The 26,711-nt window shown below is 71.8% G+C and carries 23 protein-coding genes and 3 pseudogenes; 15 read left to right on the top strand and 11 right to left on the bottom strand.

Annotated features, from left to right (window positions below):
• Positions 1-3: 3 nt before the first annotated feature.
• The 5 genes and pseudogenes from ACZ60X_RS39215 to ACZ60X_RS39195 all read left to right on the top strand — a co-directional run.
• Positions 4-2,733, top strand: a complete 2,730-nt coding sequence (locus tag ACZ60X_RS39215) for an SDR family NAD(P)-dependent oxidoreductase (RefSeq protein ID WP_469609502.1) — start codon at positions 4-6, stop codon at positions 2,731-2,733.
• Positions 2,734-2,737: 4 nt separating this feature from the next.
• Complete coding sequence (locus ACZ60X_RS39210) at positions 2,738-3,520, top strand: arylamine N-acetyltransferase family protein (protein ID WP_469609477.1); 783 nt, start codon at positions 2,738-2,740, stop codon at positions 3,518-3,520.
• Between the two features lie 17 nt (positions 3,521-3,537).
• The gene (gene mhpA, locus ACZ60X_RS39205; RefSeq protein WP_469609474.1) at positions 3,538-5,178 is read left to right on the top strand and encodes a bifunctional 3-(3-hydroxy-phenyl)propionate/3-hydroxycinnamic acid hydroxylase MhpA; all 1,641 of its coding nucleotides are present in this window, start codon (positions 3,538-3,540) and stop codon (positions 5,176-5,178) included.
• Positions 5,179-5,222: 44 nt separating this feature from the next.
• The gene (locus ACZ60X_RS39200) at positions 5,223-6,173 is read left to right on the top strand and encodes a class I SAM-dependent methyltransferase (protein ID WP_469609471.1); all 951 of its coding nucleotides are present in this window, start codon (positions 5,223-5,225) and stop codon (positions 6,171-6,173) included.
• 386 nt (positions 6,174-6,559) lie between these two features.
• A pseudogene (locus ACZ60X_RS39195) lies at positions 6,560-6,888 on the top strand (transposase); the annotation flags it as partial.
• Here ACZ60X_RS39195 and ACZ60X_RS39190 read toward each other — a convergent pair.
• Positions 6,852-7,449: pseudogene (locus tag ACZ60X_RS39190) on the bottom strand (winged helix-turn-helix domain-containing protein); the annotation flags it as partial. The pseudogenes ACZ60X_RS39195 and ACZ60X_RS39190 sit on opposite strands and share 37 nt — an antisense overlap.
• 318 nt (positions 7,450-7,767) lie before the next feature.
• Between ACZ60X_RS39190 and ACZ60X_RS39185 the strand changes: the two are divergent.
• The gene (locus tag ACZ60X_RS39185; protein WP_469609466.1) at positions 7,768-9,147 is read left to right on the top strand and encodes an MFS transporter; all 1,380 of its coding nucleotides are present in this window, start codon (positions 7,768-7,770) and stop codon (positions 9,145-9,147) included.
• 103 nt (positions 9,148-9,250) lie between these two features.
• A pseudogene (locus ACZ60X_RS39180) lies at positions 9,251-10,543 on the top strand (helix-turn-helix domain-containing protein).
• Positions 10,544-10,564: 21 nt separating this feature from the next.
• On the opposite strand, the gene ACZ60X_RS39175 reads toward ACZ60X_RS39180, so the two are convergent.
• The 6 genes from ACZ60X_RS39175 to ACZ60X_RS39150 are packed head-to-tail and all read right to left on the bottom strand — an operon-like array spanning position 10,565 to position 16,369.
• Complete coding sequence (locus ACZ60X_RS39175) at positions 10,565-11,512, bottom strand: alpha/beta hydrolase (protein WP_469609463.1); 948 nt, start codon at positions 11,510-11,512, stop codon at positions 10,565-10,567.
• Positions 11,509-12,642 (bottom strand): branched-chain amino acid ABC transporter permease, encoded by a 1,134-nt coding sequence (locus tag ACZ60X_RS39170; protein ID WP_469609460.1) that lies wholly within the window; start codon positions 12,640-12,642, stop codon positions 11,509-11,511. The genes ACZ60X_RS39175 and ACZ60X_RS39170 overlap by 4 nt, the downstream gene beginning before the upstream one ends.
• Positions 12,639-13,526 carry a branched-chain amino acid ABC transporter permease gene (locus ACZ60X_RS39165; protein WP_469609457.1) on the bottom strand — a complete coding sequence of 296 codons (888 nt, stop codon included), beginning with the start codon at positions 13,524-13,526 and terminating at the stop codon, positions 12,639-12,641. Before ACZ60X_RS39165 ends, ACZ60X_RS39170 begins: the two co-directional genes overlap by 4 nt.
• Positions 13,526-14,335, bottom strand: coding sequence for an ABC transporter ATP-binding protein (locus ACZ60X_RS39160; RefSeq protein ID WP_469609454.1), 810 nt, complete (start codon positions 14,333-14,335; stop codon positions 13,526-13,528). The genes ACZ60X_RS39165 and ACZ60X_RS39160 overlap by 1 nt, the downstream gene beginning before the upstream one ends.
• Entirely contained in the window at positions 14,332-15,144 is an 813-nt protein-coding gene (locus tag ACZ60X_RS39155) for an ABC transporter ATP-binding protein (RefSeq protein ID WP_469609451.1), read from the bottom strand. Before ACZ60X_RS39155 ends, ACZ60X_RS39160 begins: the two co-directional genes overlap by 4 nt.
• 4 nt (positions 15,145-15,148) lie before the next feature.
• Positions 15,149-16,369 carry a substrate-binding domain-containing protein gene (locus ACZ60X_RS39150; protein ID WP_469609499.1) on the bottom strand — a complete coding sequence of 407 codons (1,221 nt, stop codon included), beginning with the start codon at positions 16,367-16,369 and terminating at the stop codon, positions 15,149-15,151.
• A 680-nt stretch (positions 16,370-17,049) separates the two neighbouring features.
• Here ACZ60X_RS39150 and ACZ60X_RS39145 point away from each other — a divergent pair.
• The 5 genes from ACZ60X_RS39145 to ACZ60X_RS39125 all read left to right on the top strand — a co-directional run bounded on the left by ACZ60X_RS39145 (position 17,050) and on the right by ACZ60X_RS39125 (position 20,188).
• The gene (locus ACZ60X_RS39145; protein ID WP_469609448.1) at positions 17,050-17,271 is read left to right on the top strand and encodes a hypothetical protein; all 222 of its coding nucleotides are present in this window, start codon (positions 17,050-17,052) and stop codon (positions 17,269-17,271) included.
• Complete coding sequence (locus ACZ60X_RS39140) at positions 17,264-17,944, top strand: GPR1/FUN34/YaaH family transporter (RefSeq protein ID WP_469609445.1); 681 nt, start codon at positions 17,264-17,266, stop codon at positions 17,942-17,944. The genes ACZ60X_RS39145 and ACZ60X_RS39140 overlap by 8 nt, the downstream gene beginning before the upstream one ends.
• 116 nt (positions 17,945-18,060) lie before the next feature.
• Positions 18,061-18,306 (top strand): ArsR family transcriptional regulator, encoded by a 246-nt coding sequence (locus ACZ60X_RS39135; protein WP_469609442.1) that lies wholly within the window; start codon positions 18,061-18,063, stop codon positions 18,304-18,306.
• A 4-nt stretch (positions 18,307-18,310) separates the two neighbouring features.
• Positions 18,311-18,724: a pyridoxamine 5'-phosphate oxidase family protein gene (locus ACZ60X_RS39130; protein ID WP_469609439.1), complete on the top strand. Its 414-nt coding sequence runs from the start codon at positions 18,311-18,313 to the stop codon at positions 18,722-18,724.
• Between the two features lie 69 nt (positions 18,725-18,793).
• Positions 18,794-20,188, top strand: coding sequence for a GAF domain-containing protein (locus ACZ60X_RS39125; RefSeq protein WP_469609436.1), 1,395 nt, complete (start codon positions 18,794-18,796; stop codon positions 20,186-20,188).
• Between the two features lie 46 nt (positions 20,189-20,234).
• Here ACZ60X_RS39125 and ACZ60X_RS39120 read toward each other — a convergent pair whose 3' ends face one another.
• Both ACZ60X_RS39120 and ACZ60X_RS39115 read right to left on the bottom strand, forming a co-directional pair.
• Positions 20,235-20,774 (bottom strand): PadR family transcriptional regulator, encoded by a 540-nt coding sequence (locus tag ACZ60X_RS39120; protein ID WP_469609433.1) that lies wholly within the window; start codon positions 20,772-20,774, stop codon positions 20,235-20,237.
• 102 nt (positions 20,775-20,876) lie between these two features.
• Entirely contained in the window at positions 20,877-21,113 is a 237-nt protein-coding gene (locus tag ACZ60X_RS39115; RefSeq protein WP_469609505.1) for a hypothetical protein, read from the bottom strand.
• A 245-nt stretch (positions 21,114-21,358) separates the two neighbouring features.
• On the opposite strand from ACZ60X_RS39115, the gene ACZ60X_RS39110 reads away from it, so the two are divergent.
• Together ACZ60X_RS39110 and ACZ60X_RS39105 are read left to right on the top strand one after the other, a co-directional pair.
• Positions 21,359-21,787 (top strand): TetR/AcrR family transcriptional regulator, encoded by a 429-nt coding sequence (locus ACZ60X_RS39110; protein WP_469609429.1) that lies wholly within the window; start codon positions 21,359-21,361, stop codon positions 21,785-21,787.
• Positions 21,788-21,987: 200 nt separating this feature from the next.
• Positions 21,988-23,073 carry an alkene reductase gene (locus ACZ60X_RS39105; RefSeq protein WP_469609496.1) on the top strand — a complete coding sequence of 362 codons (1,086 nt, stop codon included), beginning with the start codon at positions 21,988-21,990 and terminating at the stop codon, positions 23,071-23,073.
• A 155-nt stretch (positions 23,074-23,228) separates the two neighbouring features.
• Here the strand turns inward: ACZ60X_RS39105 and ACZ60X_RS39100 are convergent, their stop codons facing one another.
• The gene (locus ACZ60X_RS39100) at positions 23,229-23,561 is read right to left on the bottom strand and encodes an undecaprenyl diphosphate synthase family protein (RefSeq protein WP_469609426.1); all 333 of its coding nucleotides are present in this window, start codon (positions 23,559-23,561) and stop codon (positions 23,229-23,231) included.
• 86 nt (positions 23,562-23,647) lie between these two features.
• On the bottom strand, positions 23,648-25,342 hold the full coding sequence (locus ACZ60X_RS39095; protein ID WP_469609423.1) for a hypothetical protein: 1,695 nt from the start codon (positions 25,340-25,342) through the stop codon (positions 23,648-23,650).
• A gap of 399 nt (positions 25,343-25,741) precedes the next feature.
• Here ACZ60X_RS39095 and ACZ60X_RS39090 point away from each other — a divergent pair, with 399 nt between their 5' ends.
• Positions 25,742-26,572: a polysaccharide deacetylase family protein gene (locus ACZ60X_RS39090; RefSeq protein WP_469609493.1), complete on the top strand. Its 831-nt coding sequence runs from the start codon at positions 25,742-25,744 to the stop codon at positions 26,570-26,572.
• Positions 26,573-26,711: the final 139 nt, after the last annotated feature.

The following is a 26,711-nucleotide window of genomic DNA, read 5'->3' as shown; positions in this document are numbered from 1 at the left end:
GCGGTGGAGGCCGCCGAGGACGAAGTACGTCCTTTGCTGTCGGACGGTGTGAGCATCGCCGCCGTCAACGGACCTACGTCCCTGGTGGTTTCGGGGACGGAGAGTGCGGTGTCGGCTGTGACCGAGGGCTTGGACGGTCGTCGGGTCAAGCGGCTGCGGGTGTCGCATGCGTTCCACTCGCCGTTGATGGATCCGATGCTGGAGGACTTTTGTGAGGTCGCGGCGGGGCTGGTGTACAACGCGCCGGTGCTGCCGGTGGTGTCGAACCTGACGGGTGAGGTGGCGGACGCCGGGCGGTTGTGCTCGCCCGGGTACTGGGTGGAGCACGTGCGCGGCACCGTGCGCTTCCACGACGGCGTGCAGGCGCTGCGCGGCCAGGGTGTCACGACGTTCCTGGAGCTGGGCCCGGACGGCACCCTGACCGGCATGGTCGACGGTGACTGCATACCGTCACTGCGGCGTGACGCCGGTGAGGAGCACGCCCTGCTGACCACTCTCGGTCAACTGCACACACGTGGCCTCGACATCGACTGGGAGCAGGTCTTCGCAGGCCGGAACGCACACCGCGTGGCTCTGCCCACGTACGCCTTCCAGCACCAGCGCTTCTGGATCGAAGGCGACGGCCCGAGCGTTCCCGAGCCGGTCGCCGATCCGGTCGACGCGGCGTTCTGGGAGATCGTCGACAGCGGCGACGCGGACTCGCTGGCGCGGACGCTGCGGCTCGACGCGACCACGCTGGACGGTGTGCTGCCCGCCCTGTCCGCGTGGCGCCGCAGCCGTAGGGACCAGGCGGTGCTGGACGGCTGGCGATACCGGCTCACCTGGCAGCCCGTCACCGACGCGCTCGAACCGGGCGCCGCCGTCGCCGACGGCGTGTGGCTGATGCTGGTGCCCGCGGGACACGCCGACGCCACGGCGGCGGCCACCAGCGGTGCGCTGACCGCGCACGGTGGCCGCGTCGTGCGGGTGGACGTCGACGGCGAGGACCGGGAGACCCTGGCGAAGCTCGTCCGGGCGCGGCTCGACACGGAGCCCGGTACACCGGCCGGGGTGGTGTCCCTGCTCGCCCTGGACGAACGGCCGGATCCCGCCCATCCGACGCTCTCGCGCGGTACGGCCGCCACCGTCACTCTCGTGCAGGCTCTCCAGGACCTGGACGTCACCGCGCCGCTGTGGTGCCTGACCTCGGGGGCCGTCGCCGTCCAGGAGGACGGGGAGGTGAGGAGCGCGGCGCAGCCGATGATGTGGGGACTCGGCACCGTGCTGGCCCTGGACCACCCGAAGACCTGGGGCGGACTGGTCGACCTGGCGGCCGAGCCCGACGAGGCCGCGTGGGACCGGGTGGTCGGCGCGCTGTGCGGACAGCACGGTGAGGACCAGCTCGCGATCCGGTCCACGGGCGCCTACGCGCGCCGTATGACCCGCGCCGAGTCCGTCGCCGCAGACGATGCCACGGGGCCCGCGGAGGCCTGGACACCGCGCGGCACGGTGCTCGTCACCGGCGGCACCGGCGGTATCGGTGCGCACGTGGCGCGATGGGCCGCCGCCCGGGGCGCGGAGCACCTGCTCCTGCTCAGCCGTCGTGGCCCGGCCGCCGAGGGCGCCGCGGAGCTGGAGGCGCAGCTGACGGCGCTCGGCGCCCGCGTCACCCTCGCGGCCTGTGATGTCACCGACCGGGCCGCGCTGGCCGCGGTGATCGCGGAAGTGCCCTCGGACCGGCCCGTCACCGCCGTCTTTCACACAGCCGGGGTCGCGCAGGAGCCGAAGAAGCTGCCCGACAGCGCGCTTGCGGAGTTCGCCGAGATCGGCCGGGCGAAGGTCGCCGGTGCCGCACACCTCGACGAGCTGCTGTCCGACCGTCCCCTCGAGGCATTCGTGGTGTTCTCCTCCGGAGCCGCCGCCTGGGGCGGTGCGGGCCAGAGCGCGTACGCGGCCGCCAACGCCTTCGTCGAGGGGCTGGCGCACCGCAGGCGTGCCGACGGGCGGGCGGCGACCGCCGTGGCTTGGGGTGCCTGGGCCGGCGGCGGCATGGTCGACGACTCCGTGGCCGAGGAGTTCGCGGAGGTCGGCGTGCAGCTGATGCGGCCCGAACTCGCGGTCGAGGCCCTGGGCCAGGCGATGGCGCGCGACGAGGGACACATCGTGGTCGCGGGCATCGACTGGTCGCGGTTCGCACCGTCCTTCACGGCCGCCAGGCAGCGTCCGCTGCTGCGGGCCCTGCCCGAGGTCACCGCGCTCACGGCCGCGCCCGGGACCGACGCCGGTACGCGCCAGGACACCGAGAACGACGGACCGGTTCTGCGGGCACGGCTGCTGCCCCTGTCCCCACCGGAGCGGCAGGCGGTGCTGACCGATCTGGTGCTGGCGCAGGCGGGGCAGGTGCTCGGCCACGTCACGGGCTCGACGGCGGTCGAGGACGGGATCGCCTTCCTCGACATCGGCTTCGACTCGCTGACCGGTCTGGAGCTGCGCAACCGGCTCAACCGGGCATCGGGACTCGAACTGCCGCAGGGCCTGATCTTCGACTTCCCGACCGCCGGCATGATCGCCGAACTCATGCTGGACGCCCTGGAGGTCGACCTCACCGTGACGCCGCAGGCAGTGACGGAGGAATTCACCAAGCTGGAACTTGCGGTGACCCCGGCGCTGCACGACGAGGCGTCGCGCGCGCGGGCCGTAGCGCAGCTGCGCGAGCTGCTGGCCAAGTGGGACCACCCGGAAAAGGGAGAGTAGCCGGATGTTCGAGGTCGAGACCTACCTGCGCCGCCTGGGCTTCACCGAGGTGCCCGAACCCAGCGCCGAGACACTGCGTGTGCTGCACAAGAACCACCTGATGTCGCTGCCCTACGACAGCAGCGACTTCATCAAGAGCTTCACGGGCTTCCGCAACGTCGTCGACATCGACGTCGACGCCACGTTCCGGGCCATCGTCACAGGCGGCGCGGGCGGTGTCTGCCATGACCTGAGCGGCCTGTTCCGCAGGCTCCTGACCGAACTCGGCTACGACGTCTCGATCCTGGCCGCGTCCCAGCGCTGGCCCGACGGGCAGTTCGGGCCGGACTTCGAGCACACCTTCAACTGTGTGCGCCTCGACGGGGAGATCTGGCTCGTCGACGTGGGCTTCGCCGGCCCGTCGTATCTGGAACCGCTGCGGGTGACCGACGAGGTGCAGCACCAGTTCGGCTGCGCCTACCGGCTCAGGACGGCCGGCACGTACCACGTGCTGGAGCGCAGGGCCGCCACCGGGGACTGGCGGCCGGTGTACCGGTTCGAACTGACGGCCCGTGCCGTCTCCGACTGGGACAGCCCGCAGGACACGGCCGCCGAACAGATCGTGAAGGACTCGCTGTTCGCCGGAACCGTGCTGCGGGGCCGCGCCACCGACACCGGGCAGCTCGTGCTCACCGGCAGACGGCTGCTGCGGGTGGACAACGGCCAGGAGTCGATCCGCACGCTGATCGACAAGGCCGAGTTCGAAGGTGTCGTGAAGGACATCCTCGCCGGCTCGGGCAACGGCTGAGGCGGGACCGGACGGAGATGACCATGGAGACGCAGACCAGCGGCGCCGGGACCGCAGCGGCCGCCGCCACCGACACGGACGTGGCCGTCGTCGGATACGGCCCGGTCGGTCAGCTGCTGGCGATCCTGCTGGCCCGGCACGGCTGGCGGATCACGGTCGTGGAGCGCTGGCCGCAGCCGTACCCCATGCCGCGCGCGGTCGGCTTCGACGACGAGGCGGCCCGTATCCTCGCGGCCGCCGGCATCGGGCCGTTCCTCGACAAGTTCGGCGAGAACTCACGCGACTACGCCTGGCGCAACGCCGCCGGCGAGACGCTGCTGCACATGGAGAGCGCCGAGCACGGCCAATGCGGCTGGCCGCAGGCGACCGCCATGTACCAGCCGGGCCTGGAGGCCACGCTCATAGACCGCGGCACCGACTTCCCGAACCTGCGGGTCGTCCGCGGGCAGGAGGTCGTCGAACTCGACGACCGCGGCGACCTGGTCGAGGTGGTCTGCGAGGACACCGAGGAGCAGGAACACACCTTCACCGCACGGTACGTCGTCGGATGCGACGGGGCCAACAGCTTCGTGCGGGAGTCGATGGACAGTCCCCTCACCGACCTCGGCTTCTTCTACGACTGGCTGATCTGCGACGTCGTGTTGAACGAGCCCCGCGACTTTCGCCCCAACAACCTGCAGATCTGTGATCCGCAGCGGCCCCGGACCGCCGTGTCGGCCGGTCCGGGACACCGCCGGTTCGAGTTCATGCGGCTGCCGGGCGAGAGCATGGAGGAGCTGAAGCGGGAGGAGACCCTCTGGCGCATGCTGGACATGTTCTCCGTCCGCCCCGACAACGCGACCCTCGAGCGGCACGCCGTCTACACCTTCCAGGCCCGCTGGGCGGCGCAGTGGCGCAAGGGTCGGCTGCTGATCGCGGGGGACGCCGCGCACCTCATGCCGCCCTTCGCCGGGCAGGGCATGTGCTCGGGCTTCCGGGACGCGGCCAACCTGTCCTGGAAACTCGACCTGCTGCTGCGCGGCCTTGCCGGCGACTCCGTACTCGACACCTACACCGTCGAGCGCCGGGCCCACGTGCAGAACGCCATCACCACCTCCGTGAAGCTCGGCAAGGTGATCTGCGTGACCGACCCCGCCGCGGCCGCCGACCGGGATGCGATCATGCTCGCCGGGCGTGACCGCGAGGGCGGCGGCGCGCTGCCGATGTCGACCGCGATCCCCCTCACCGAAGGGCTGCTCCACCGGGCCGACGACGGCACGCCGCTGCTGCCCGCCGGGACCCTGTTCCCCCAGGCGCGGGTGGCGGGAGCCGACGGGGACGGGCTGCTGGACGAGATCGTCGGCCTCGGCTTCGTCCTGCTCACCACCGCTGATCCGGCGACCGCGCTGGACGGACCACGGCGGTCCTTCCTCGACGGGCTCGGCACGCGCTACGCGCACCTCCTGCCCCCGGACACACCAGCGCGCGAGCTGTATCCCGGCGCCGTGCTCGACATCGAGGACCGGTACCTGCCCTATCTGGGCCACAGCGGTGCGACAGCCGTACTGGTGCGCCCCGACTTCACCGTCTTCGGCGCGGCGGACGGGCCACAGGCGCTGGGCGCGCTCGTGGACGAACTGGCTCACCGGCTGGGGGCGCCGCCCCCGGCCGCCGGCTGAGGCCGAACCACCTTGACAAGCACCCTGAGAGAGGAACACGGAACATGGGCGCACGCGAAGACATGTACGGCTTGTTCACGAGTGTCAACGAGATCAACCTGACCGACGACCAGAACGGCCAGGGCGCCAAGGAGGGCGTGCACAAGAAGAACATCTCCACCAGCTACGACCTACAGGCCCGGATGTCGAAGAAGGGCATCCTGTGGAACTGGGGCTACCACGACGAGCAGGTGGCCAAGGAGATCAACGCCCGCATCCCAGGCTTCCTGGACTACGACACGGACGGCTTCTCCGAGGAGCTGTACTTCGCCGCTCTCCGGGAGGTGCCGATCGACCTCGACGACTACGCCGACAGGTTCGTCCTCGAAGTCGGCTGCGGACTGGGCGAGGGACTGAACTTCCTCTCCCGTGTGATCCACGCCAAGACCATGATCGGACTCGACCTGTCGGAGCAGGCCGTCAACCGGGCGAACGCCTCCCTGTCCCGCAAGGGCCTGCGGTACGTCCAGGGCGACGCGGAGAACCTGCCCTTCGGGGACGGCGAGGTCGACGTCGTGGTGAACATCGAGAGCGCGCACAACTACCCGAGGCTGGAGACGTTTCTCCAGGAGGTGGCGCGAGTGCTCAAGCCGGGCGGCTACTTCACGCACGTCGACCTCTACACCAGGCAGCGGCACGCCTTCCTGAAGGGGCTTCAGGAGAAGGACCTCGGCCTGGAGTGGGTGCTCGACCGCGACATCTCGTCCCAGGTGCGGGCCGCGATCCACCGGCGTCTGTCCCCTGACGGCTCCTTCCACAAAGCGCTGCGCGAGCAGCGGGTCGGCGCCATCCAGCGCCACATGGCCAAGCGCGTCGGCCCGGAGGCCGTCGGCGGATCCTTCGCCGGCTACACCGACAGCGGCTCCACCAAGCTGCTGAAGAAGATGGGCGTGCTGCCGTCGCAGTTCATGCCGCCCGTGGACAGCTACCGGCACTACGTGGCGAAGAAGGTCTGAACGTCCCCAACGCCCCCTCGGCGACGGTCGCAAGGATCTCGCCGAGGGGCGAAGGGCCGGGGGCGAAGGAACGCGGGAACTCGCCCACGACTCCCGGAAGATGTACGCGCTCGGCCCTGCTCGGCACTGTTCAGCACACGGAAGGGCCACGATGACCGACACCGCGCACCCGGCACCCGTCACCGGAACCACCCGGCTCTACGCCGTCCTCGGCGATCCGGTCACCCAGGTCCAGTCGCCCGTACTGCTCAACCCCCTCTTCGCTCGCCGAACTGGGCCTCGACGCGGTGCTGGTACCCGTACACGTCCGGCCCGCCGACCTCGCCCACGTGGTCGGTGGGCTGCAACGCGTCGGCAACCTCGACGGCCTGTTCGTGACGGTGCCGTCCATCCAGGCCATTGCCTCGCGGCTGCCAGACGGCAATGAGCAGAACCTCAGCAGTTCGTGAATCAGTTCACGTGGGTTCCGGTTCCAGTGCGTCGGCGGATCGCTGAGCGGATGGTGCCGCAGGTCGACCCGGACGCCTGGGCGGTCGATGACGGGTCGTTCCCCAAGGACGGCAGGATGTCGTTCGGTGTCGCCCACCAGTACTGCGGCGCGCTGGGCAAGCAAGCCAACTGCCAGGTCGCGGTCAGCGTCCACGCGGTCTCCGACACGGCGTCGTGCCCACTGGCGGAGGACCGGCCCCGCACCCGCACCACCGGCGTGTGCCCACGCCGGCCCCAGGTGCGGGCCCGTGGCGGTGTCATCGAGAACCGGCCTAAGACGATGTACGCGCCCAGCGCCGCCCCAGTCATTCCGCCTGCGGCCACACAGCCTTCTTCCGCAAGCCCACCGCCTGCTCGTCGCGCTCGAGGGCTCTGCGGGCGGGACACTGCCAGGACCAGCCGTGCCGGGGCGGCAGCCTCCACACCGCCGCCCATGACCAGTCCAGCCGGAACGTCCGGGCGATCAGCACCCTGATCCGGGCCAGGGTCCAGCGCTGGTCTCCCCAGCCATGGGCGGCAGGCCCTCGCGCCAGTTCCTTCTCCAACTCGGTGAACTGCTCATCGGACAGCTTGGGCAGCTTCGGTGGCCCCGCGGACGCGAGGGCGGCCATTCGGCCCTCCCTCAAGGCGCGACGCCAACGTTCCACCGACCGCTCGCCGACCCGCGGATCCTTCGCGATCCCCGCACTTCTCTCACCACGGGCGAACCGCTCGCCGGCCTCGTACCGGATCCGCTCGCGAAACCTCGCCGCTCCGCCGCCAGCCCACCACCCTGCGCATACCGCATACCACCGGCCTACCGCAGGGATCACCACACGTCACCACCCCGACAACAACCCGAAGAGCTCAGCAACAAGCCACCGCTAGTCAGCACGGGAAGGGTGAGCAGGGGTGATGAGGTGGGCTTTTTAGTCATTGCAACCCGGACAGCGCCCTTCGCGCTCTCATCGCGGCCGTAGCCAGCGGCCCGGCTGCGCCTCCATGGTGGCTGCACGCACTCCGGCGCCCAGAACTATGGTGTCCCACCACATACGCCTCTGACCTGTGCGTTCCTACCGTGTGGCGACACGCAAACGTCCCCGTCGAACGCCAGGAAGTGGTGCCGATGTCGTCGCCCGCAAGCGCTCCACCAGCCTCGTCCAAGCTCCACCGCATCGTCGCCGCCAGCCTGATCGGCACCACCATCGAGTGGTATGACTACTTCCTCTACGGCTCCGCCGCCGCCCTGGTCTTCGGCCGGGTGTTCTTCCCTGACTCTGACCCGCTGACCGGCACCCTGCTGTCGTTCCTCACCTACGCCATCGGCTTCGCCGCCCGCCCGATCGGCGCCGTCGTCTTCGGGCACTTCGGCGACCGCCTCGGCCGTAAGAAACTGCTGGTGGTCAGCCTGCTGATGATGGGCGGCTCCACCGCCCTGATCGGCTGTGTCCCCGGCTACGACTCCATCGGCGTCGCGGCACCGCTGCTGCTCACCACGCTCCGTCTGGTCCAGGGCTTCGCCCTCGGTGGCGAGTGGGGCGGCGCCGTGCTCCTCGTCTCGGAACACGGCGACCCGCGACGGCGGGGGTTCTGGGCCTCCTGGCCGCAGGGTGGCGCACCGGCCGGCAACCTCCTCGCGGTCGGCGTCCTGTCTCTGATGACCAGCCTGCTGAGCGACGACGCGTTCAACTCCTGGGGGTGGCGCGTGCCGTTCCTGCTGTCAGCCGTACTGGTCATGATCGGCCTGTGGATCCGGCTGTCCGTCGACGAGTCCCCGCTGTTCAAGGAGGCCCTGGCCAAGGCCGAGCGACGCAAGGCCGAACAGCGGGGCGAGCAGCCGCCGTTCGTCGCGGTCCTGCGCGGCCACTGGCGCGACGTCCTGGTCGCCATGGGCGCCCGGATGGCCGAGAACATCTCCTACTACGTGATCACCGCCTTCGTCCTCACCTACTGCGTGGAGCATCTGAGGCTCGGCAAGCAGACGTCACTGAACGCCGTACTCATCGGCTCGGCCGTGCAGTTCTGCCTGATCCCGCTGTTCGGCGCGCTCTCCGACCGGGTGGGCCGCAAGCCGGTCTACCTGGTGGGCGCCATCGGAGTGGGCCTGTGGTCCTGGGCCTTCTTCGGCCTGCTCGACACGAAGTCCTTCCCCGCCCTCGTGCTCGCCGTCACCGTCGGCCTGGTCTTCCACAGCGCCATGTACGCCCCGCAGGCGGCGTTCTTCTCGGAACTGTTCGCCACGCGGATGCGCTACACCGGCGCCTCCATCGGCGCCCAGCTCTCCTCGGTGGCGGCCGGTGCCCCGGCCCCGCTGATCGCCACCGCCCTGCTCGGTTCCCACGGCACCTCGACCCCGATCTCTGTGTACGTCGGCCTGGCCGCCGTGATCACCGTGATCGCCGTCGTCGCCGCCCGGGAGACCCGCGGCAGCGACCTCGCGGCCGTCGAGCCGGACGACACCGCCGCGCGGCCCGCCACGAACCAGCAGCCGGCCGCCTCCTCCTGATAGCGCGGACCACACCCCTGACCGGAGGGGCCGGACTCCTGCGGTCAGGAGACCCGGACCCCTCCCCGGCCCCCTCGCGCATCCACTCCCGACGATTGCCTCCATGTCCCAGAAACCCGTGTCCATCGCCCCTCACCTGCGGCGCCTGCTCCAGCTCATCGCCGCGGGCGCGCCCGCCGAAGACCTCCGCGCCGTGGCCCTCCAAGCCCGGCGAGGCGGCGCCACCGCCCCGGACCTCACGGACATCGAGCAGGCCACCGAAGCGGCGCGTCCAGAGCACGCTCGGCCAGCACCGGCGCCGGGAGGCGGAACTGACCGCCCTCTTCGACACCGCCGGGGACCTGACGGCCCTGCGCGACCTCGACGCCGTGCTGCGCTCCATCGTCCACCGCGCCAGAATGCTCCTCGGCACCGACACGGCCTACCTCACACTGCCCGACGAGGAGGCCGGCGACACGTACATGAGGGTCACCGACGGCTCGGTCTCGGAGTTGTTCCAGCACCTGCGCCTCCAGCTCGGCGAAGGCCTCGGCGGCCTCGTCGCCCAGACCGCTCGCCCCTACGCCTTCCCGGACTACCGCATCGACGACCGCTTCCTCCACACCGGCAGCATCGACGCCGGGGTCCTGGACGAGGGCCTGGTCGCGATCCTCGGAGTGCCGCTGCTGCTGGGCGCCGGCAGCGGCGGCCAGGTCATCGGCGCGCTCTTCGCCGCGGACCGCACGCCCCGCACCTTCTCCCCGGACGAGGTCGCGCTGCTGTGCTCGCTGGCCGACCACGCCGCCATCGCCATCGACACCGCCAAGGCCATGGCCGACACACGGACGGCCCTCTTCGGCTGCGCGGGCAGCGGCAGCGCCGACCGCGAGGGCGCCGCGGTGCTGCTGCTCCCGTACGACGGGACCTCGCCGGGAGAGGCGGCCCGTACCGCCGCCGGACAGCTCACCCAGATGGTCGGCGCGCGGGTCACGGTGGCCGGCGCCGGCCCGGCGACCGGAGTGCGGGCGATCGCCGACGCCCACACCGAGGGCCTGCGGTGCCTGCGGGCCCTGCACGTGCTCGGCCGCGACGGGACCGGAGCGTGCGCCGCCGAACTCGGCTTCCTCGGCGTGGTGCTGGGCGAGGACCACGACGTCGCCGGCTTCGTTGCCACCCCCTCGGACCGCTGCTGGAGTACGACGCCCAGCGCGGCACCCAGCTCGTACGCACCCTGCACGCCTATTTCGGCTGCGGCGGGAGCCTGATCCGGGCGAAGGAGGCGCTGCACGTGCACGTGAACACCGTCGCGCAGCGCCTGGACCGCATCCAGGCCCTGCTCGGCCCCGACTGGAACACTCCTGAGCGGGCCCTGGAACTCCAACTCGCCCTGCGCCTGCACCTGTTGGCGGGCACCTGAGACCACGGCGCAGCGCGCGGACTACGCCTCGCCGTCCGCCCTGTCCGCCGCCGCCAGCAGATGGTGCGCCACGATCCGGGCGCCGTCGTCCCCGACGAGAACCGTGTAGTGATTGGTGCCGGGCACCGGCTCGGTGCGCACCCGGTCGGGATCGAGGCCGGCCGAGGCGAGCCGCTGCTCGTCGTACAGGCCCTGCGGTTCGTCCATCAGACCGCGCTCCGCCCAGAGCAGCAGCGCCGGGCAGGGCAGCCGGTGGACGGCGCCCGACACCGCTCCGCCCAGCTGGTCGGTGCCGTCGACCCGGACCGCCTCGATACGGCAGGAGGAGCGCAACGCGGGCTCCTCTCCCACCAGATCCCGCTGGATGTAGGCGTCCACCCACGGGGACCAGGCACCCGCGAAGCCCGGATGCCGCTGCCAGAACGTTCGGTAGGCCTGCCGGTCGGGGAACGTCATCGACAGCCGGCGCATGGCCGGGCCGATCACGGCGGTGATCAGCTCGTCGGGGTCCAGGCCGGCCGGCACGGGGAAGCCCACGCCCCCGTCCACCAGCAGCAGGGCGGAGGCCAGGTCCGGGTGGCGCACCGCGGTCAGCGCCGCGGTGAACGCGCCCATGGAGTGGCCGGTCAGCAGCACCGGCCCCATGCCCAGCGCGCGCACCACGGCGGCCATGTCGTCGGCGTGCGCCGCGATGCCGTACGGGCCGGGAAGGTCCCGGCTGCCGCCCCGGCCGCGCAGGTCGGGCGCCACCAGGGTCACCCGCCCGGCCAGATGATGGGCGACCCGGGCCCAGGACAGACCGTTGGCCGTGATGCCGTGCAGCGCCAGGACGACGGGGGCGGCCGGGTCGGCGCCCGGCCAGCGCAGCACGGCCAGCTCCCCGCCGGACACCGGCAGGCGCAGCTCCTCGTGGGCCGGGACATCCATGCTCTGACGGGGCGTCGACGCATGGTGCGGAGTGCGGTTCATGACGGGGGGACCTCCTTGCGGTCGGTGGCGGTGCGAGAGTCGCGGGCCGTGCGCAACCGGGCGGGCAGGCGTACGACACCGCCGGGCAGAAGATAGATCACGGCGACGAACAGCGCGCCGAGCAGGAACAGTGGCTGGGAGAGCGGCACGCGCAGTACGGCGGGCAGACCGCGGACCGCGCCCGAACCGGCCAGGTCGCCGAGCCGGTGGTCGGCCCAGGTGTACAGGACGCCGCCGATCAGCGGCCCCCAGCGGGTGCCGGAGCCGCCCAGCACCACCATCACCAGCAGCGACAGGGTGAAGTCGGAGGTGGTGGTCTGCGGGGTCGCGCCGCCGGTCAGCAGGAGGTACGCGATGCCGCCGAGCGCGGCGAGCGTGCCGGCCAGCACGAAGGCGGCCAGTTTGAATCCGTACGGGCGCAGACCCAGCACCTCCACCCGGCGCTCGTTCTCCTTGATGCCCTCCCAGACGCGGCCGAGTGGGGAGCGCAGTGCCCCTCGCACGGCGAGCAGCACGACGACGACGTAGGCGAGGGCGATCCAGTACAGGTCGGCGGTGTGGTCGATGCCGACCACCGAAGCGGGCAGTCCGCCGGCCGGAGCGGCCCTGCCCTCCTCGCCCCCGGTGACGCCTCCCGGGTCGCGCTGCACCAGGATCGACGCGGCCTGTGCGAAGGCGAGCGTCACCATCGAGAAGCCGATTCCGCCGACCCGCAGGCTGACCGCGCCCAGCAGGACGGACAGCGCCACCCCCGCGAGCAGCCCGAGCAGCGCCGACACCGCGAACGGCAGCCCCGACTCCAGCATGACGGTGTTGGTGACGTAGGTGCCCGCGGCGAAGTACAGGGCGTGGCCGAAGGACAGCAGGCCGGTGCGGCCCAGCAGCAGGTCGTAGCCCGTGGCCAGGCCGCCGAACAGCAGGCACGTCGCCAGCAGTTGGAGGTTGCCCGGGCTGCCGATCGGGCCGTCGAGCAGGCCCGGCAGCGGCAGCGCGCTGTAGGGCGCCGTGCACAGCGCCACGAGCGGCAGGACCGGCCACCACCGGGTGGCTCTGCTGAGCCGTCCGGCGCGGGTGGCGGGGGACTCGTCTGCCGCGCCGGCCCGGCCGCGCGGCTGGGTGGCGGTGGTCATGCGAGGCTCCCGGTGAGCCCACCCGGCCGCAGGAGCAGCAGGGCGGCGAGCAGGACGACGACGGCGAGGTCGCCGAGCCCGGCGGTGGTGTAGTAGTTGGCGAACTGCTGGACGAGGCCGACGGCGGTCGAGGCCAGGGCGGCTCCGGTGAGCGAGCCCATGCCGCCCGTCACCACGACCACGAACGCGAAGACGAGCAGCGACGTGCCTTGTTCGGGATCGACGGAGCCGAAGTAGAGGCCGCCGATCGCGCCGCCGAGGGCTGCCGCGGCGCCGCCGATGGCGAACACCAGGGTGAAGGCCTTTCGCACATCGATGCCGAGCGCGGTGACCATGGCGCGGTCCTCCACGCCCGCGCGGACGACCAGACCGTGCCGGGTCCGGCCGAGGAACAGCTTGAGCGCGGCCAGCACCAGCAGGGCGGCGGCGATCAGCACCAGGCGGTTGAGCGGTACCTCGGCGCCCAGCAGCGCGAACGTGCCGGAAAGTGCCCTGGGGCCGGGGAAGGGCCGGGCGTCGGTGCCCCAGATCGCCGACAACAGGGCGGGGACGGCCAGGCTGACGCCCACCGTGGCGAGGATCTGCTCGCGGGGACGCGTGTACAGCGGGCGGATGACGGCCAGTTCGAGCACCACCGCGGCGGCGGTGCCCACCGCGGTGCCGAACCCGACCGCCAGAGCGAAGCCGACGCCGCCGGGACCGGCTCCGGGAAGGTGCCCGGAGGCGGCCCACCAGGTGCCGTACGCACCGACGGACAGCAGGGCGCCGTGCGCGAAGTTGAGCACGTCCATCAGCCCGAAGATCAGTGACAGACCCGAGGCGACCAGGAAGTACAGGGCCCCCAGGCCGAGTCCGGTGAACAGGAGCAGCGCGACGGTGGACATCAGGCGTCAGCCTCCGTGGTCCGGGCGGCGCGGGGTGGCGCCGTGTGGGGCGGCGCGGGGCGGGTGGCCGCACCGGCCGAGGGGTCGCCGGTGGCGTCGGATGCCGCCCGCCCGACGCCGAGCAGCCGGCGGGTCGCGTCCGCGTCGGCGAGCAGATCGGTGGCCGGACCCCGGTGCGCGGTACGGCCGTCGGCGAGGACGACGCAGTGGCGGGCCAGGCGGCGCACCACCGCGAGGTTCTGCTCTACCAGCAGCACCGGCACGGCCTCGGCGGCCCGCTCCAGCACCCGGGCGACCTCGGTCACCACTTTGGGCGCCAGCCCCTTGGTGGGCTCGTCGGCGATGATCAGCCGATTGCCGCACAGCAGGCTGCGGGCGATGGCGATCATCTGCTGCTGGCCACCGGACAGGGTGCCGGCGGCCTGCCGGGCCCGCTGCCGCAGCTCGGGGAAGAGGTCGTACACCAGGTCGTACGACGGTGCCCCGGCGCCGGGACTTTCGGCCAGCCGCAGGTTCTCGGCCACGCTGAGGCCGGCGAAGACGCCGCGGTCCTCGGGGGCGTAGCCGATGCCCCGGCGCACCAGGGCGTGGGTGGCCAGACGCACCGTCTCCTCGCCGGCCAGCCGCACGCTGCCGGTGCGCGGGACGAGGCCGAGGATGCCGCGCACGGTGGTGGTCTTGCCGGCGCCGTTGCGGCCGAGCAGGGCGGTGGTGCCGGACGCGGCCATCTCCAGGTCGACGCCGTGCAGGATGTGCCTGCCCCCGATCACGACCCGCAGATCGCGCACGGCCAGCAGCGGGGCGCTCACAACTCCTCCCCGAGATAGGCCTGTTGCACGGTCGGGTCGGCCATCACGGCCTGCGGGGTGTCCAGGGCCAGCAGCGTGCCGTGGTGCATCACGGCCAGCCGGTCGGCCAGGTCCAGGAGTACGTCCATGTGGTGCTCGACCATGAGGACCGTGCGGCCCTCCTCCCGGTGCAGGGCGCGGATGAGTTCGGTCAGGGCGGGCACCTCCTCCGCGCTCACACCCGCCATGGGCTCGTCCAGCAGCATCAGCCGGGGCTCGCCGACGAGCAGCACCGCCAGCTCCAGCTTGCGCTTCTCACCGTGCGACAGGGAGTCGGCGCAGGTGTCCGCCCGGGGCCCGAGGCCGGTGCGCGCCAGCACCCGGTCCACCTGCCGCGGGTACGTGCCGGCGCGCCGCCACATCCGGTACGAGCCGCCGTCGGCGGCCTGAGCGGCCAGCCGGACGTGGTCCGCGACGGTCATGCCCGGCCAGAGGCTGGAGGTCTGGAAGGTGCGCCCGAGGCCGCGCCGGGCTCGTGCGTAGGCGGCCTCGGCGGTGACATCGCGGCCGTCCAGCTCGATCGCGCCCCGGGAGGCCGGGCTGAGCCCGCTGATGAGGTTGAACAGGGAGGTCTTGCCCGCGCCGTTGGGGCCGATGAAGGCGAGGAACTCGCCCTCGCGGACCTCGAAGGACACGGAGTCGACGATCGTCGCGCCGCCGACCGTCCAGCCGAGGTCACACAGGCGCAGCACCGGCGTCCGGGAGGCGCGGGGCCGCCCGGCGTCGGCAGCCCCCGCGGTGCTCGGTGAGGTGGTGTTCGAGGAGGACATCGTCTCAGCCCGCCGCCCTCGCGACCGGGGGAGCCACCGCAGTCATCGCAATGGTGTCGATCAGGGCCGGCTTCGCGGAGCCTCCGGCGCCGGTCAGCCTGGCGGTGAACATCGGTTGCAGCAGGGCGTGGTCCTGGGCACGGACCTCCTCCCTGCCCTTGGGCCCGTCGAAGCTCCAGCCCTCCAGTGCCTTCACCATGGCGGAGGTGTCGTCCGCGCTGCCGGACTCCACGGCGTGCACGATCATCTGGGCGGCGGTGAAACCGTCGGGGCTGAAGAGGTCGGGCGTGCCGCCCGCCTTGGCGATGCCGTCGAGCATGGCCTTCTCCACCGGGTTGCCGCCACCGGCGCCCGGGAAGTAGTGCGCGAGGAAGGCCGCTTTGGCGCCGGCCGCGCCGAAGACCGGGTACGAAGCGGTGCCCGCCAGCCCGGTGACGACCTTGCCGGAGTCCAGCACGCCCTGCTGGTCCAGTGCCGTCCACAGGGCGGGCGCCGAGGCGCCCGCCCAGGCCACGAACACCAGGTCCGGCCGGTCCGCCTTCGTCTGACGCGCGAAGGGCGTGAGGTCGGTGGCGCTCGGCGGGGCCAGCACCGAGCCGACGTGCGCGCCCTTCGGGCCGAACACGGCTTTCACGGCGGCCACGTTGGCCTGCCCGAACGCCGAGTTCTGCGCGAGCACGGTCACCTTCTTGCCCCTGGCGTCGCCGAGCAGGGCCTGGGCGGCGAGGATGTCCTGGTAGGACTGCCGGCCCGAGCGGAAGGTGTAGGCGTTGACGCCGGTGACCGCGTCGGTGGCGGCGGGGCCGCTGACGTAGAGCACCTTGTTCTGCGCGGCCAGCGGTGCCATCTGCAGTGCCACGCCGGAGTCGGTGGTCCCGGCGAGGATCCGGTAGCCCTTGCCGATCAGGGACTTGGCGGCGGCCACGGCCTTCGCCGGGTCGCCGGCGTCGTCCTGCTCGGTGACCTCGATGGGATGGCCGCCGGCCTTGTTCGTACCGTGCGTCGCGTAGGCCAGGCCCGCGGTGAAGCCCTCCTCGTACTGCTTGCCGTAAGCGCCGAGCAACCCGCTGCGGGAGTAGACCAGACCCACCTTGACGGCATCGGTCCCGCCCCCGGAACCGGCGGTCGCGGTGCCGGCGGTGCCGGCCGCGGAGCAGCCCGCGACGAGGGCTCCGACGGCGACCAGGCCGAGGGCGCGAACGGATCTGCTTCTGAGGGTGCTCATGACGCTGGGACGCATGACGACCGGCTCCTGAAGAGTGTGCCGCCTCCCGCCGCCGCTGGGTGCGCCGTCTCCCCTGCGGACGCCGTCCCGGCTGCGCGACCGCGGAAGCGCGGTGCGTGGTTGCCGGAACGATAGGAGCGCTGCGCGACGGACGGCATGTGGCTGGCCACTGCTCCTCGCGGCCCAGTCATGGCTCGGTCACACATGGTCGGCGATGACATGTGCCGCAACGGTGAGGACGACCCGGCCGTCGCCGTGACGCGGCGGGCCGACCGGGCCGACGAACGGAGCGGACCCCGGTGTGGGACACCGGTGGGGAAGGAATCGGCATGGACTGACCGGAAGGCCGGCCCCGCCATGCCATGTCGGCATAGGTCGCCGCGTTCAGTGCGGTCGTCCCGGCGGCGCCGGCCGCGCCACCGCGCACAAGGGTCTGGATCAAGTCTGGCCGGGTTCCCCCGTCGGGCTGGGTCAGGCCGTGTGAGGTCTGGGCACTGGGACAGCCCAGGCCGGTCTCTTCCGGTGTCCGGCCAGGTCCGAAAAGGCATCGCACCATGAAGGCTGCCGTGTACAGGAGGCCGTTCGACGCCGCGACACGCGGCACACCGGTTTCCGCGACACAGGACGTACCGGATCCGAGGACCGGGAAGGCGCCGGACACGAAGGAGCGACGCGCGGGCGTGACCCACGACATCGCCATGGGCCACGGGCGGTGCCCGGTCACATGCCGCGACCGCCGACTGCGGGGCGTGGGGGAAGCATCCGGCCCGCGCGGCTCCGGCACCACGGTGGTCGGCGGGGAGGGCGCCGCCGCCGACGGGCCGGTCGTCAGCCGTGGCCCCGATGAACTGCCCGCTTCCGGCGCGGAGTCCGTCGGCGAGTTCGCCACCGCTGATGACTAGGACCGGGGGCGGCCCGTCTCCTTCGGGCACAGAGGGGCGCGAGGACGCCACGGTCGTGGTCCGGCCCTACGGCAACCCCCTGCCGCTCGGGTTCTTCGCCTTCGGCATCGGGATGGCCCTGCTGGCCGGCATCGGGCTCGGCCTGATCAGCGGCGAGCAGGTCCGCTCGGCGGGCATGTTGCTGGCCGTGTTCGTGTCCCCGCTGGAGTTCCTCGCCGCGGTGGTGGCCTTCCTCACCCGTGACACCGGTGCCGCCGGAGCGCTGGGGCTGTTCGCCACCTCCTGGGCCGGACTCGGCGTGCTGTACGTCGTTGCCCCCGCCCGGCAGACGAGCGTCGCCGTCGGCATGTATCTGTGCGCCTTCGCCCTGATGCTCATACCGCTGGCGGTGGTCGGATTCCTCGGGAAGTCACTGCTCGGCATCGTCCTGACCGTCTCGATACTGCGCGCGTCCCTCTCGGCGGCCTACCAGCTCGGCGCCCCCCACGCCCTCCAACTGGCCAACGGCGCGGCCGCGTTGCTCCTGGTCGCCCTCGCGTTGTACGCCGGCACCGCGTTCCTCGTCGAGGATGTCCGCCAGCACACGGTCCTGCCGATCCTGCGGCGGGGGGACGCCCGCCGGGCCATCGAGGAGGACCTTCCCAAGGAACCGGGGACACGCAGACAGCTGTGAGCACCTGCTCCGGTCGGTCACGGACGACAGGCACGGAGACCGGGCGATGTCCCCTCCTGGTGCAGCACGTGGGGATCAGCCCGGCCCGTACGCCGCTCCCCGCTGACCGAGAGCCCATGACCACGGCCGACCTGGCGGCCCGGCTCGCGATGACCCGCCCGCAGGTGTCGCGGCACCTGCGCACCCTCCGCGACCTGGGCCTCGTACGCGTGGAGCGGGACGGCCGCTACGTCCACCACGGCCTCGACCTCAGCGCCGGCGAACGCATCGGCCACGAGGTGAGCCACCACCCGACCCGGAGAACGGCCGCTGACAGGGACGAACGGCCCAAGCGCGGTCGGTGGCCACGGGACAACACTTGAGTCTGTGACCGTGAACGGGACGTCGGAACTCGACCACGCACAGTGCCTGTCCCTGCTCGGCACATGCCGCTACGGGCGTGTTGTCTTCACCGATCAGGCGCTGCCCGTCGTCGTACCGGTCTGCTGTCTGCTCGACCACGACGGCATCGTCATCGGTGGATGCGACGACCGGCGCCTGGACAGGCTGCGGGACGGCGACGTCGTCGTGTTCCAGGCGGACAGGGCGAACGCGGGGGGCGACGTCGCGGAGAGCGTCACGGTCACCGGCTACACCCGCCGCGTCCACGACCCCCGGGAAGTCGGCCGGATCGCCCGCCTCGCCCTCGACGGGCACTGGCGCCCGCAAGCCGCCGACAAGGTGATGCGGATCGGGCTGACGCTCATGGACGGCCGCCGGTACCTGCCGTTCGCCGGCTGACCACGCCCTCGCTGGATTCCTTTGCGGTGCGGGACGATAATGGGTCGCGCCCCATCTGGAGCACGTGCCATGCCTGCCACCGAGCGAGAACCGAGCAGGCCGGACCCACCGGTCCGGTCCACGGCCGTGCCGGACCCGGCGCGCTTGTACTTCCCCGACCCCGCCCGCCTCGCACTCGACCAGGCGGTGGAGCACCTGCTGGCCACCGCGCGGGAGGTACAGCGCACCCAGAGCCGGATCCGGGCGCTGCTGCGTGCGGTCATGCTGGTCACCGACGAGAGTGACCTGAGCGAGGTGCTGCGGCAACTCGTCGCCTGCGCGCGTGACCTGACCGGTGCGGCCTGGGCCGCCGTGGTCCCGGGCGAGGGGCCGGGCCCGCGCGGCGAGTTGATCCGCGCGGGGCTGCAGGACGTGGCGGCTGACCGGCTCGACCGGATCGCACACGGGCTGCACGCCCTGCAGAACCTCCTCGCGGACCGTGACACCGTACGGGTGGACGACGCGACGCGGCATCTGCGGGACGCGCTGCCCGTCACCGCCCTGCTCGGCGCCGCGATCCGGACCGGTGGGGGAAGCGCCGCGCACCTGTACCTGGCCGACAAGAACGGCACCGGTCACTCCCCAGGGCCCTTCACCGACGAGGACGAAGAGCTGGTGCAGGTGCTGGCGTCTGCGGCCGGTACCGCCGTGGACCACGCCGTACTGCTGCAACAGACCCGGTTGCGCGAGGCCTGGCAGCAGGCCGGCACACGGCTCACCACGGCCATTCTCAGCGACGGCGACAGCGACCACGCGCTGCAGGTCATCGCCGAGCAGGCCCTGAGGATCGCCGACGCCGACGCCGCGGTGGTCAGCCTTCCCGACCGGTCGCCCGACCGCCGCCTGGTCGTCCGTGCCGCCGCCGGACTCGGCAGCTCCGACCTGCTCGGCCGGACGCGGCCCGTGGACGCCGCCTCCCTGACCGGCCGCGCATACACCACCGGCCGGCCCCAGACCACCGACGACGCCCGCAGAGATCTCTGCAGCCTGGGCCCGCGTTTTCCGCTCGCCACGCGCCTGGGGCCGGCCATGGCCGTCCCGCTCACCGATCGCGACACACCCATCGGCACGCTCTCCGTCGCCCGGACCCCGGCGCGCAGGAGCTTCAGCGGCACAGAAGCGGAACTCCTCGCGTCCTTCGCCGTCCAGGCCGCACTCGCCCGGCGCCTGACCGCGCACCGCTCGGACGACGAACAACTCGCACTCCTGCGGGACCGGGACCGCATCGGAGCCGAACTGCGCGATCGCACCATCCGGGACCTCTACGCCATCGGCCTCGACCTGCACAGCATCGCGGGGCGCCTCGACGCCGAGCGGCAGCGGGCCGTACTCGACGCGGTCGGCCGCATCGACGACGTCATCAAGGACATCATCGGCACTGTCTTCGGCCTCCGGACGCCCCGCGTGAACTGGGGCCGTGCCTGAGCCCCGGCGACGACGGCCGGCTGCTGCTGCCGGTCGAAGCCGCCGGTCAGACAGCGTCTTCGAGGGCGGAGATCGTCCGGTCGAGCCAGGCCGTCTCGGCCTTCGACGTAGCGCGCGCGATGAGCAGTACACCCTGACGGAAGGGATCGTCGACCTCGTTCGCCGCGAGGGGCTTGTCTCCCTTGTAGAAGAAGCTGCTCGGTTCGCCGAGGAACTGCCGGCGCCGGCGAAGAATCTCCGCCTGCTGCCGCCGGTCGGGCAGATACCGGAGGAACGCGAGGAGGGTGAACCACCGGTTCTCGTCGGTGATGAAGGGCTGCTCCGGCTCGCTGAGACAGCGCAGCAGCTCCTGCTTGCCCGCCTCGGTCAGGCTCAGTACGTGGCGCGGGGCCGCGGCGGCCCCTGGCTGCGCCTCGCGCCGCAGCAGGCCCGCCTTCTCCATGCGCTTGATCGCCGGGTACAGCGTCCCGTGACTGATCGCCCGCACATGGCCGGTGAGCCGCGCGATGCGGGTGCGCAGCTCATAGCCGTGAAGCCGCTCCTCGTAGAGGAAGCCCAGGATGCTCAGATCCAACACGCTCGACATGAAGACGAATGATAGGTCTGCCCTGCGCCATAGATCGTTTTGCCCGGTCAGCGCAGGAAGTCCAGCACTGCCGCTGGCCGCCTACGGCCAGGACCGGGATGGTCAGCGGTCCCCCGGCGCGCCGGCGCAGGGCGCGCTCGGCGGACGTGTCGAGGGTCCGGTAGTACTCGAAGCCGGCGCCGGGTCGCGCAGCGAGTCGACGTAGACGTCGACGGCCTGCTGCGGGATGGCGCCGGGGGTGGCGGTCTTGGACGTGAAGGTGTGGCCGAAGTAGATCTCCTCGCGGCCGGCGACCATGCGCTCGTTGATGTCCGCGAGGCGGTGAAGGCGAAGTGCCACAGGAACTCGTTGGTGGCCGGGTCCGGCAACAGCGGCGGGCACGGCGAGAGACCGGGGCCGGTGGCGGGTTTGTCACTGGCACCCATGCCTCGCAGGTCGGGGGTGATGACGGTGAAGTGCTCGGCCAGGGTGGGCATGACCAGGCGCCAGCTGTACCAGAACTGGGGCCAGCCGGGCAGGACCAGCAGCGGCGGCCCGTCGCCGCCGACCACGGCCTGCAGAGTCAGGTCGCCGGTCTCGACGGTGTGGCTGGTGAACGCATCACGCATGACCAGTGCACCGATGCGCAAGGACGCTGCCCGCAACCGGCAGCGCATGGTGCCCGCCGGCTCGGCGACGACGGCACCCCGCTGCAGCTCAACGGCGTCGCCCGCCTCGCGGGCGTGGGCGTGGCCACCGTCTACCGGCGCTTCCCCACCCCTGAGGCCCTGATGGAGAGCGTGGCGGCCCCGGGCATGGAAGCGCTGGTCGCCCATGCGGAACGGCCGCTGGCGGAAGAAGAACCCTGGGAGGCTTTGGCCGGCTTCCCCGACCTCACTCTGGAAGCGCAGCTGACCGACCCCTCGCTCACCATCGTGCGCGCGACGCCGGACCGCGTCCTGCCCCGCACTGACGAACTGACCGCCACGCTGAACTGGCTGCGAGTGATGTTGTTCGAGCAAGCAGATCCGTGATCGGCCTTCACGGTCGATCGTCATAGTCTGATGCAGGTCATCTCCCTATGTAATGGCTACGTCACCAGTTCGGTTGTGATGCAGCGCACGTGCGCTCAGGGAAGGGGGGACCGCTAGATTCCTGTTCGGACAAGTAACGGTCCGGCGGGACTCTCCGCGCGGCCGTTGGACACGCCCCTCCCTCAGGAGAAGAGATGACGATGCCGAAGGCATTCGAGCCCTACGAGCTGGGCGGCAAGCGCCTGGCCAACCGAGTGGTGATGGCGCCCATGACCAGGAGCCGCGCCTATGGTCCCGGCCAGAGCCCCATGCCGTTGATGGCGGACTACTACGCGCAGCGCGCCTCCGCCGGGCTGATCGTCACCGAGGGCGTCCAGCCCTCCAGGGTCGGCCAGGGCTACCCCGACACCCCCGGCATCCACACCGCCGGGCAGGTCGCTGCCTGGCGGAAGGTGACCGATGCCGTGCATGCCCAGGACGGTGTGATCTACCTGCAGATCATGCACACCGGACGGGTCGGACACCCCGTGCTGACGGGCCTGCAGCCCGTCGGCCCCTCCGCCGTCGCGGCCGCCGGGCAGGTGTACACCCACGAAGGTCCCCAGGACTTCGTCACCCCGCACGCACTGAACGACACCGAGATCCGGGCCACCATCGCCGACTACGCCACCGCCGCCCGAGGCGCCGTCGAGGCCGGCTTCGACGGAGTCGAGCTGCACGGCGCCAACGGGTACCTCATCCACCAGTTCCTCGCCCCGAACACCAACCAGCGCACCGACGCATGGGGTGGCAGCCCCGAGAAGCGCATCCGCTTCGCCGTGGAGACCGCCAAGGCCGTCGCCGAGGCCGTCGGCGCGGACAAGGTCGGCTTCCGCCTCTCCCCGGGCAACCCCTACAACGACATCGACGAGTCCGACACCGCCGTCACTGAGGCCACCTACACCGCCCTGGTCGAGGCCCTCGCCCCGCTGGGCCTCGCCTACCTGCACCAGTTGGAGGCCCCCGGCGTACGCGACCTGACACTCCGGCTGCGCAAGGCGTGGCCCACGACCTTCATCCTCAACCCCTTCACCGGCCAGGAGCCCACCGGATCGGCCGAGTTGGCACTCATCGACAACGGCACCGCCGACCTCCTCGCCTACGGCGCCCTCTTCCTCGCCAACCCCGACCTGCCCGCCCGCCTCGCCCAGGGCGGCCCGTTCAACACCCCCGACCCCACCACCTTCTACGGCGGAGGCGAGAAGGGCTTCACCGACTACCCCACGCTGGCCGAAGCCCGCGCCTGACGCTTCGGCGACGGAACGAAGCCCACCGGGCACGCCCGCTGCCCGGAAGAAAGCAGAAGGGTGCGCTTCCTCCGCAAGGCAGAGGAGTTCTCCTCCCGCCCGCGGTGAAGCGCCAGTAGGCGCCCGAACCACCGGTGTCCGCCGGCCCCGACCGCTCAGCCGGTCCGGGCCGGCTGGTCAGGGGTGGTCTGGGCGGGCTTCTCCGGGCCGGCCTGTGCGGGCCGGCCGCCGCCGCTGCCGAAGCGGCGCTCGCGCGCCCCGTGGACGGTGACGGCGCCGCGCAGCCGGGCCAGGTCGTACTCCGGCCAGAGCACCGGGTCGAAGACCAGCCCCGCGTAGCCGGGGTGCCAGGGCAGGAAGCTGACCGGCGGCTCACCGCAGGTGCGCACCAGCAGGTCCAGGTAGGGGAGTTCGGGCATGTACAGGTGCCGGGCGAGATCCGCGGGGCCGATGTCATCGGGGTTGATCCTGCCCGCCGCCGGACGCACGAGGTTCCGTACGCGGCGGGCCGGGCCTGGTGGCGGAAAGCCGGTCCCCGCCGAGCGGACAACCCCACCGGACCGCCCGCAGCCGCTCAGCACTCCGCGGTGCAGCAGTCCTCACGGGGTGCGGAGCCCGTGCCGGTCGTCAGCCTGCAGAAGCAGGACGCCTCGATCGGTACGTCAGCCATCGCCGCGGCGAATCTCAGCTGCTGGGCCACGATCCGCGCCTCACCCTGCTTGCCGAGTCGCACGAGGCACTCGTGGAGGCCGTGCAGCGCCCAGACGTTGCCCGGATGCTGCAGCGGGCGGGGCAGCGTGTCGTCGAGTCCGAGATCGGCGCGGTAGACCGCCTCGGCCTGTTCGACCCGGCCCTGTTCCAGCAGGAGCGCGCCGTATGCGTGCCGGGTCGGCTGCATCCATCCCCACGGCTCGTCGTACGGGAGGCCGTCGTCCAGCTCGATCGACCGGCGCAGTGCCGCGAACGCCGTCTCGTGCTCCCCCTTCCGGTACGCCAGCTCCCCGTCCAGCATGTGCGAGGCGATCGCCAGGACGTCCGTACAGGTGTTGTTGAACAGCATCCTGGTGCCGGGGACGCGGGCGGCCGCCTCACGGAAGAGCGCGCGCTCCGTGCCGGCCGCGTCGGTCCGGCCCAGGGCCGAGAGGGCGACACCGCGTGCGTAGCGCAGCATCGCCGTGGTCACGCAGTACAGCCGGGCGTCGGCCGGGAGGGGAAGGCGCAGGATGTCGGCCCAGCGGCCGAAGCGGATGAGCACGTGCACCCGCATCGCGAGGAAGCCCTCCAGCCAGTCCGCCATGGGTGGGCTGTCCACGCGCAGGAGTTCCTCGGGTACGGCCGCTGCCAGGCGGTCCGCCGCATCGATCGCGTCCTGGGACCGGCCGAGGAACATGGCACCGTAGATCTTGAAGTGGTGGTTGTGGCACCGGTACAGGGTGTAGAAGTCCAACGCCCCTGTCCTGGCGCGGTACTTCTCGTCGGCGGCGATGGCCTCGGTGTTGTCGGAGAGGACACGGCGGTAGTCGCCGCAGAGGACCTCCAGGTGTGACGGCATGTGCTGGAGATGGCCCGCGTCCGGCACCAGACCGCGCAGCCGCTCGCCCGCCGGCAGGGCCGCCTCGGGCGTCGGGGACATCTCCATCAGATGGATGTACAGATGGAGCAGGCCCGGATGCCGCATGCCGCCCTCCGTGGCCAGGGCCCGTTCGAGCACCGCCTCGACCTCGGCGGTGCGCGAGCCCGGGGCGGGACGCCCCGTGCGGATGTCCCACAGCCGCCAGGGCGTGAGGTTCATCAGGGCGTCGGCGTACAGGGCTGCCACGTCGAGGTCGTCGGCCGCCAGCCGATGGACGTCCCGCATGCTGTCGGCGTAGGTGGTGTTCCACACGGAACAGTCCTCCACGCCGGGGGCATGTGCCCGTGGGTAGCGGGCCTGCAACGCACCGATGAGCGCCTGTTCGACCGGGGTGGCGCCGGCCGCCTTCGCCTGCGCGCGCCGCACGGCGGCATGCGCGCGCTCCACCGTGCGGCCCAGGTCCCGCTCGTCGAAGAAATCCCAGGGCTTGTTGTAGTTGGGGCCGAGCGCGTAGGCCAGGCCCCACTCGGCCATGGCACAGCCGGGATCCGCCTCGGCAGCGGCCTCGAAACAGCGGGCGGCCTCCTCGTGGTGGAAGGCGTACGTCCAGGTCAGTCCGCGGTCGAACCATGTCTGTGCCTCGGCGGACGACGTGGTCACGCGCCGGCCGTGGTCGCCGAGGTCGTAGTAGCGCACACGGACTCCTCAGGGCCGGCGGCCCACCGCCCCGGTCACGGGCAGGGGCCACGACGGTGGCCAGGCCGACGGCCCGGCGCTGGGCGGCGGAGATACTGCCCCCACGGCGGGGAACGTATCCCGGTGTACCGTCCGAACCGAAGCACGCCGCCCGCGTCGACCGGTGGAGGTTCCCTCCTTCGCGCCGGCGTGCACCGGCGCGCTCCCGTCTCACGCGCCGAGGGTCAGGAGGGCGGGCCGGTCGGCGGTACTTCGGTACCTGCCCTGGCGAATTCACACCTGTCCATTGATCCGTTTCACGCGTTGTCGGGTTATCGTTTCAGCTGATCATGGTCGTACGTCAGCGGGGTCGGTAGCGTGAAGCAGTATGCGGGCCGGGGCAGCTGGTGCCCGGCGGTCATGGGCACGGTCGTGGCGGCACTCGCCGTCGCCGGCTGCGGCGCGGGCGGCGACAGCGGATCCGGTCCTACCGCCCGGCCCTCGCACTCCGCCGCGCCGAGCGGCACGGCCGGCGCCACGCCCGGTGCCGCTGACGCCGCCGCCTGGCACAAGTGGGGCCTGACGCCCCTGCCGGCCGCCCCGGCTCCGCCGGCCGACAAGCCGGTGAAGCTCTCCGCCACCGGTACCGTGCCGGTCTTCGCCCACATACCGACCGCGCAGAAGGTCGTCTTCATCACCGTGGACGACGGGCAGGAGAAGGACCCCAGGTTCATCGAGATGATGCGGGACCTGAAGGTCCCGATCACGATGTTCCTGATGAACGACGCCATCAAGTCCGACTACGCGTACTTCAAACCGCTGCAGTCCCTCGGCGACCACGTCCAGAACCACACCCTGCACCATCCCGTCATGAGCACCCTCCCGCTGGCCCGCCAGAAGGAGGAGGTCTGCGGCGACCAGAAGATCCTCACCAAGGAGTACGGCGTCGCGCCGCTGCTGTTCCGGCCGCCCTACGGCGCCTACAACAGCAACACCAGGACCGCGGTGGGGGAGTGCGGACCCCGGGCGATCGTGTGGTGGCGGGAGTCCATGCAGATCCGCAACATGCAGTATCAGACGCCGACCAGGAAACTGCGTCCCGGCGACATCATCCTGGCTCACTTCCGCGGCCCCAGCGAACTCAAGGGCGCGACGATGACGCAGATGTTCGCCAACCTGCTCCGGCGCATCCAGGAGCAGGGGTTCGCCGTGGCCCGCCTGGAGGACTACATCCAGCCACCGACCGGTTGAAGCCCGGACCGGTGACCGGCGTGGTGCCCTCGCCCGCGTCGCGACGTGGCCGCACCCGTCAAGCACTGCCCCGGGCGGGCGCCGACTGGCTATGCTGCTCGCGAAACGTTCAGCGAAACGCTCAAACGAACAGTGGGCG

The organism is Streptomyces sp. NPDC104106, assembly GCF_055584345.1.
This window is presented reverse-complemented; position numbering and strand designations above follow the sequence as displayed.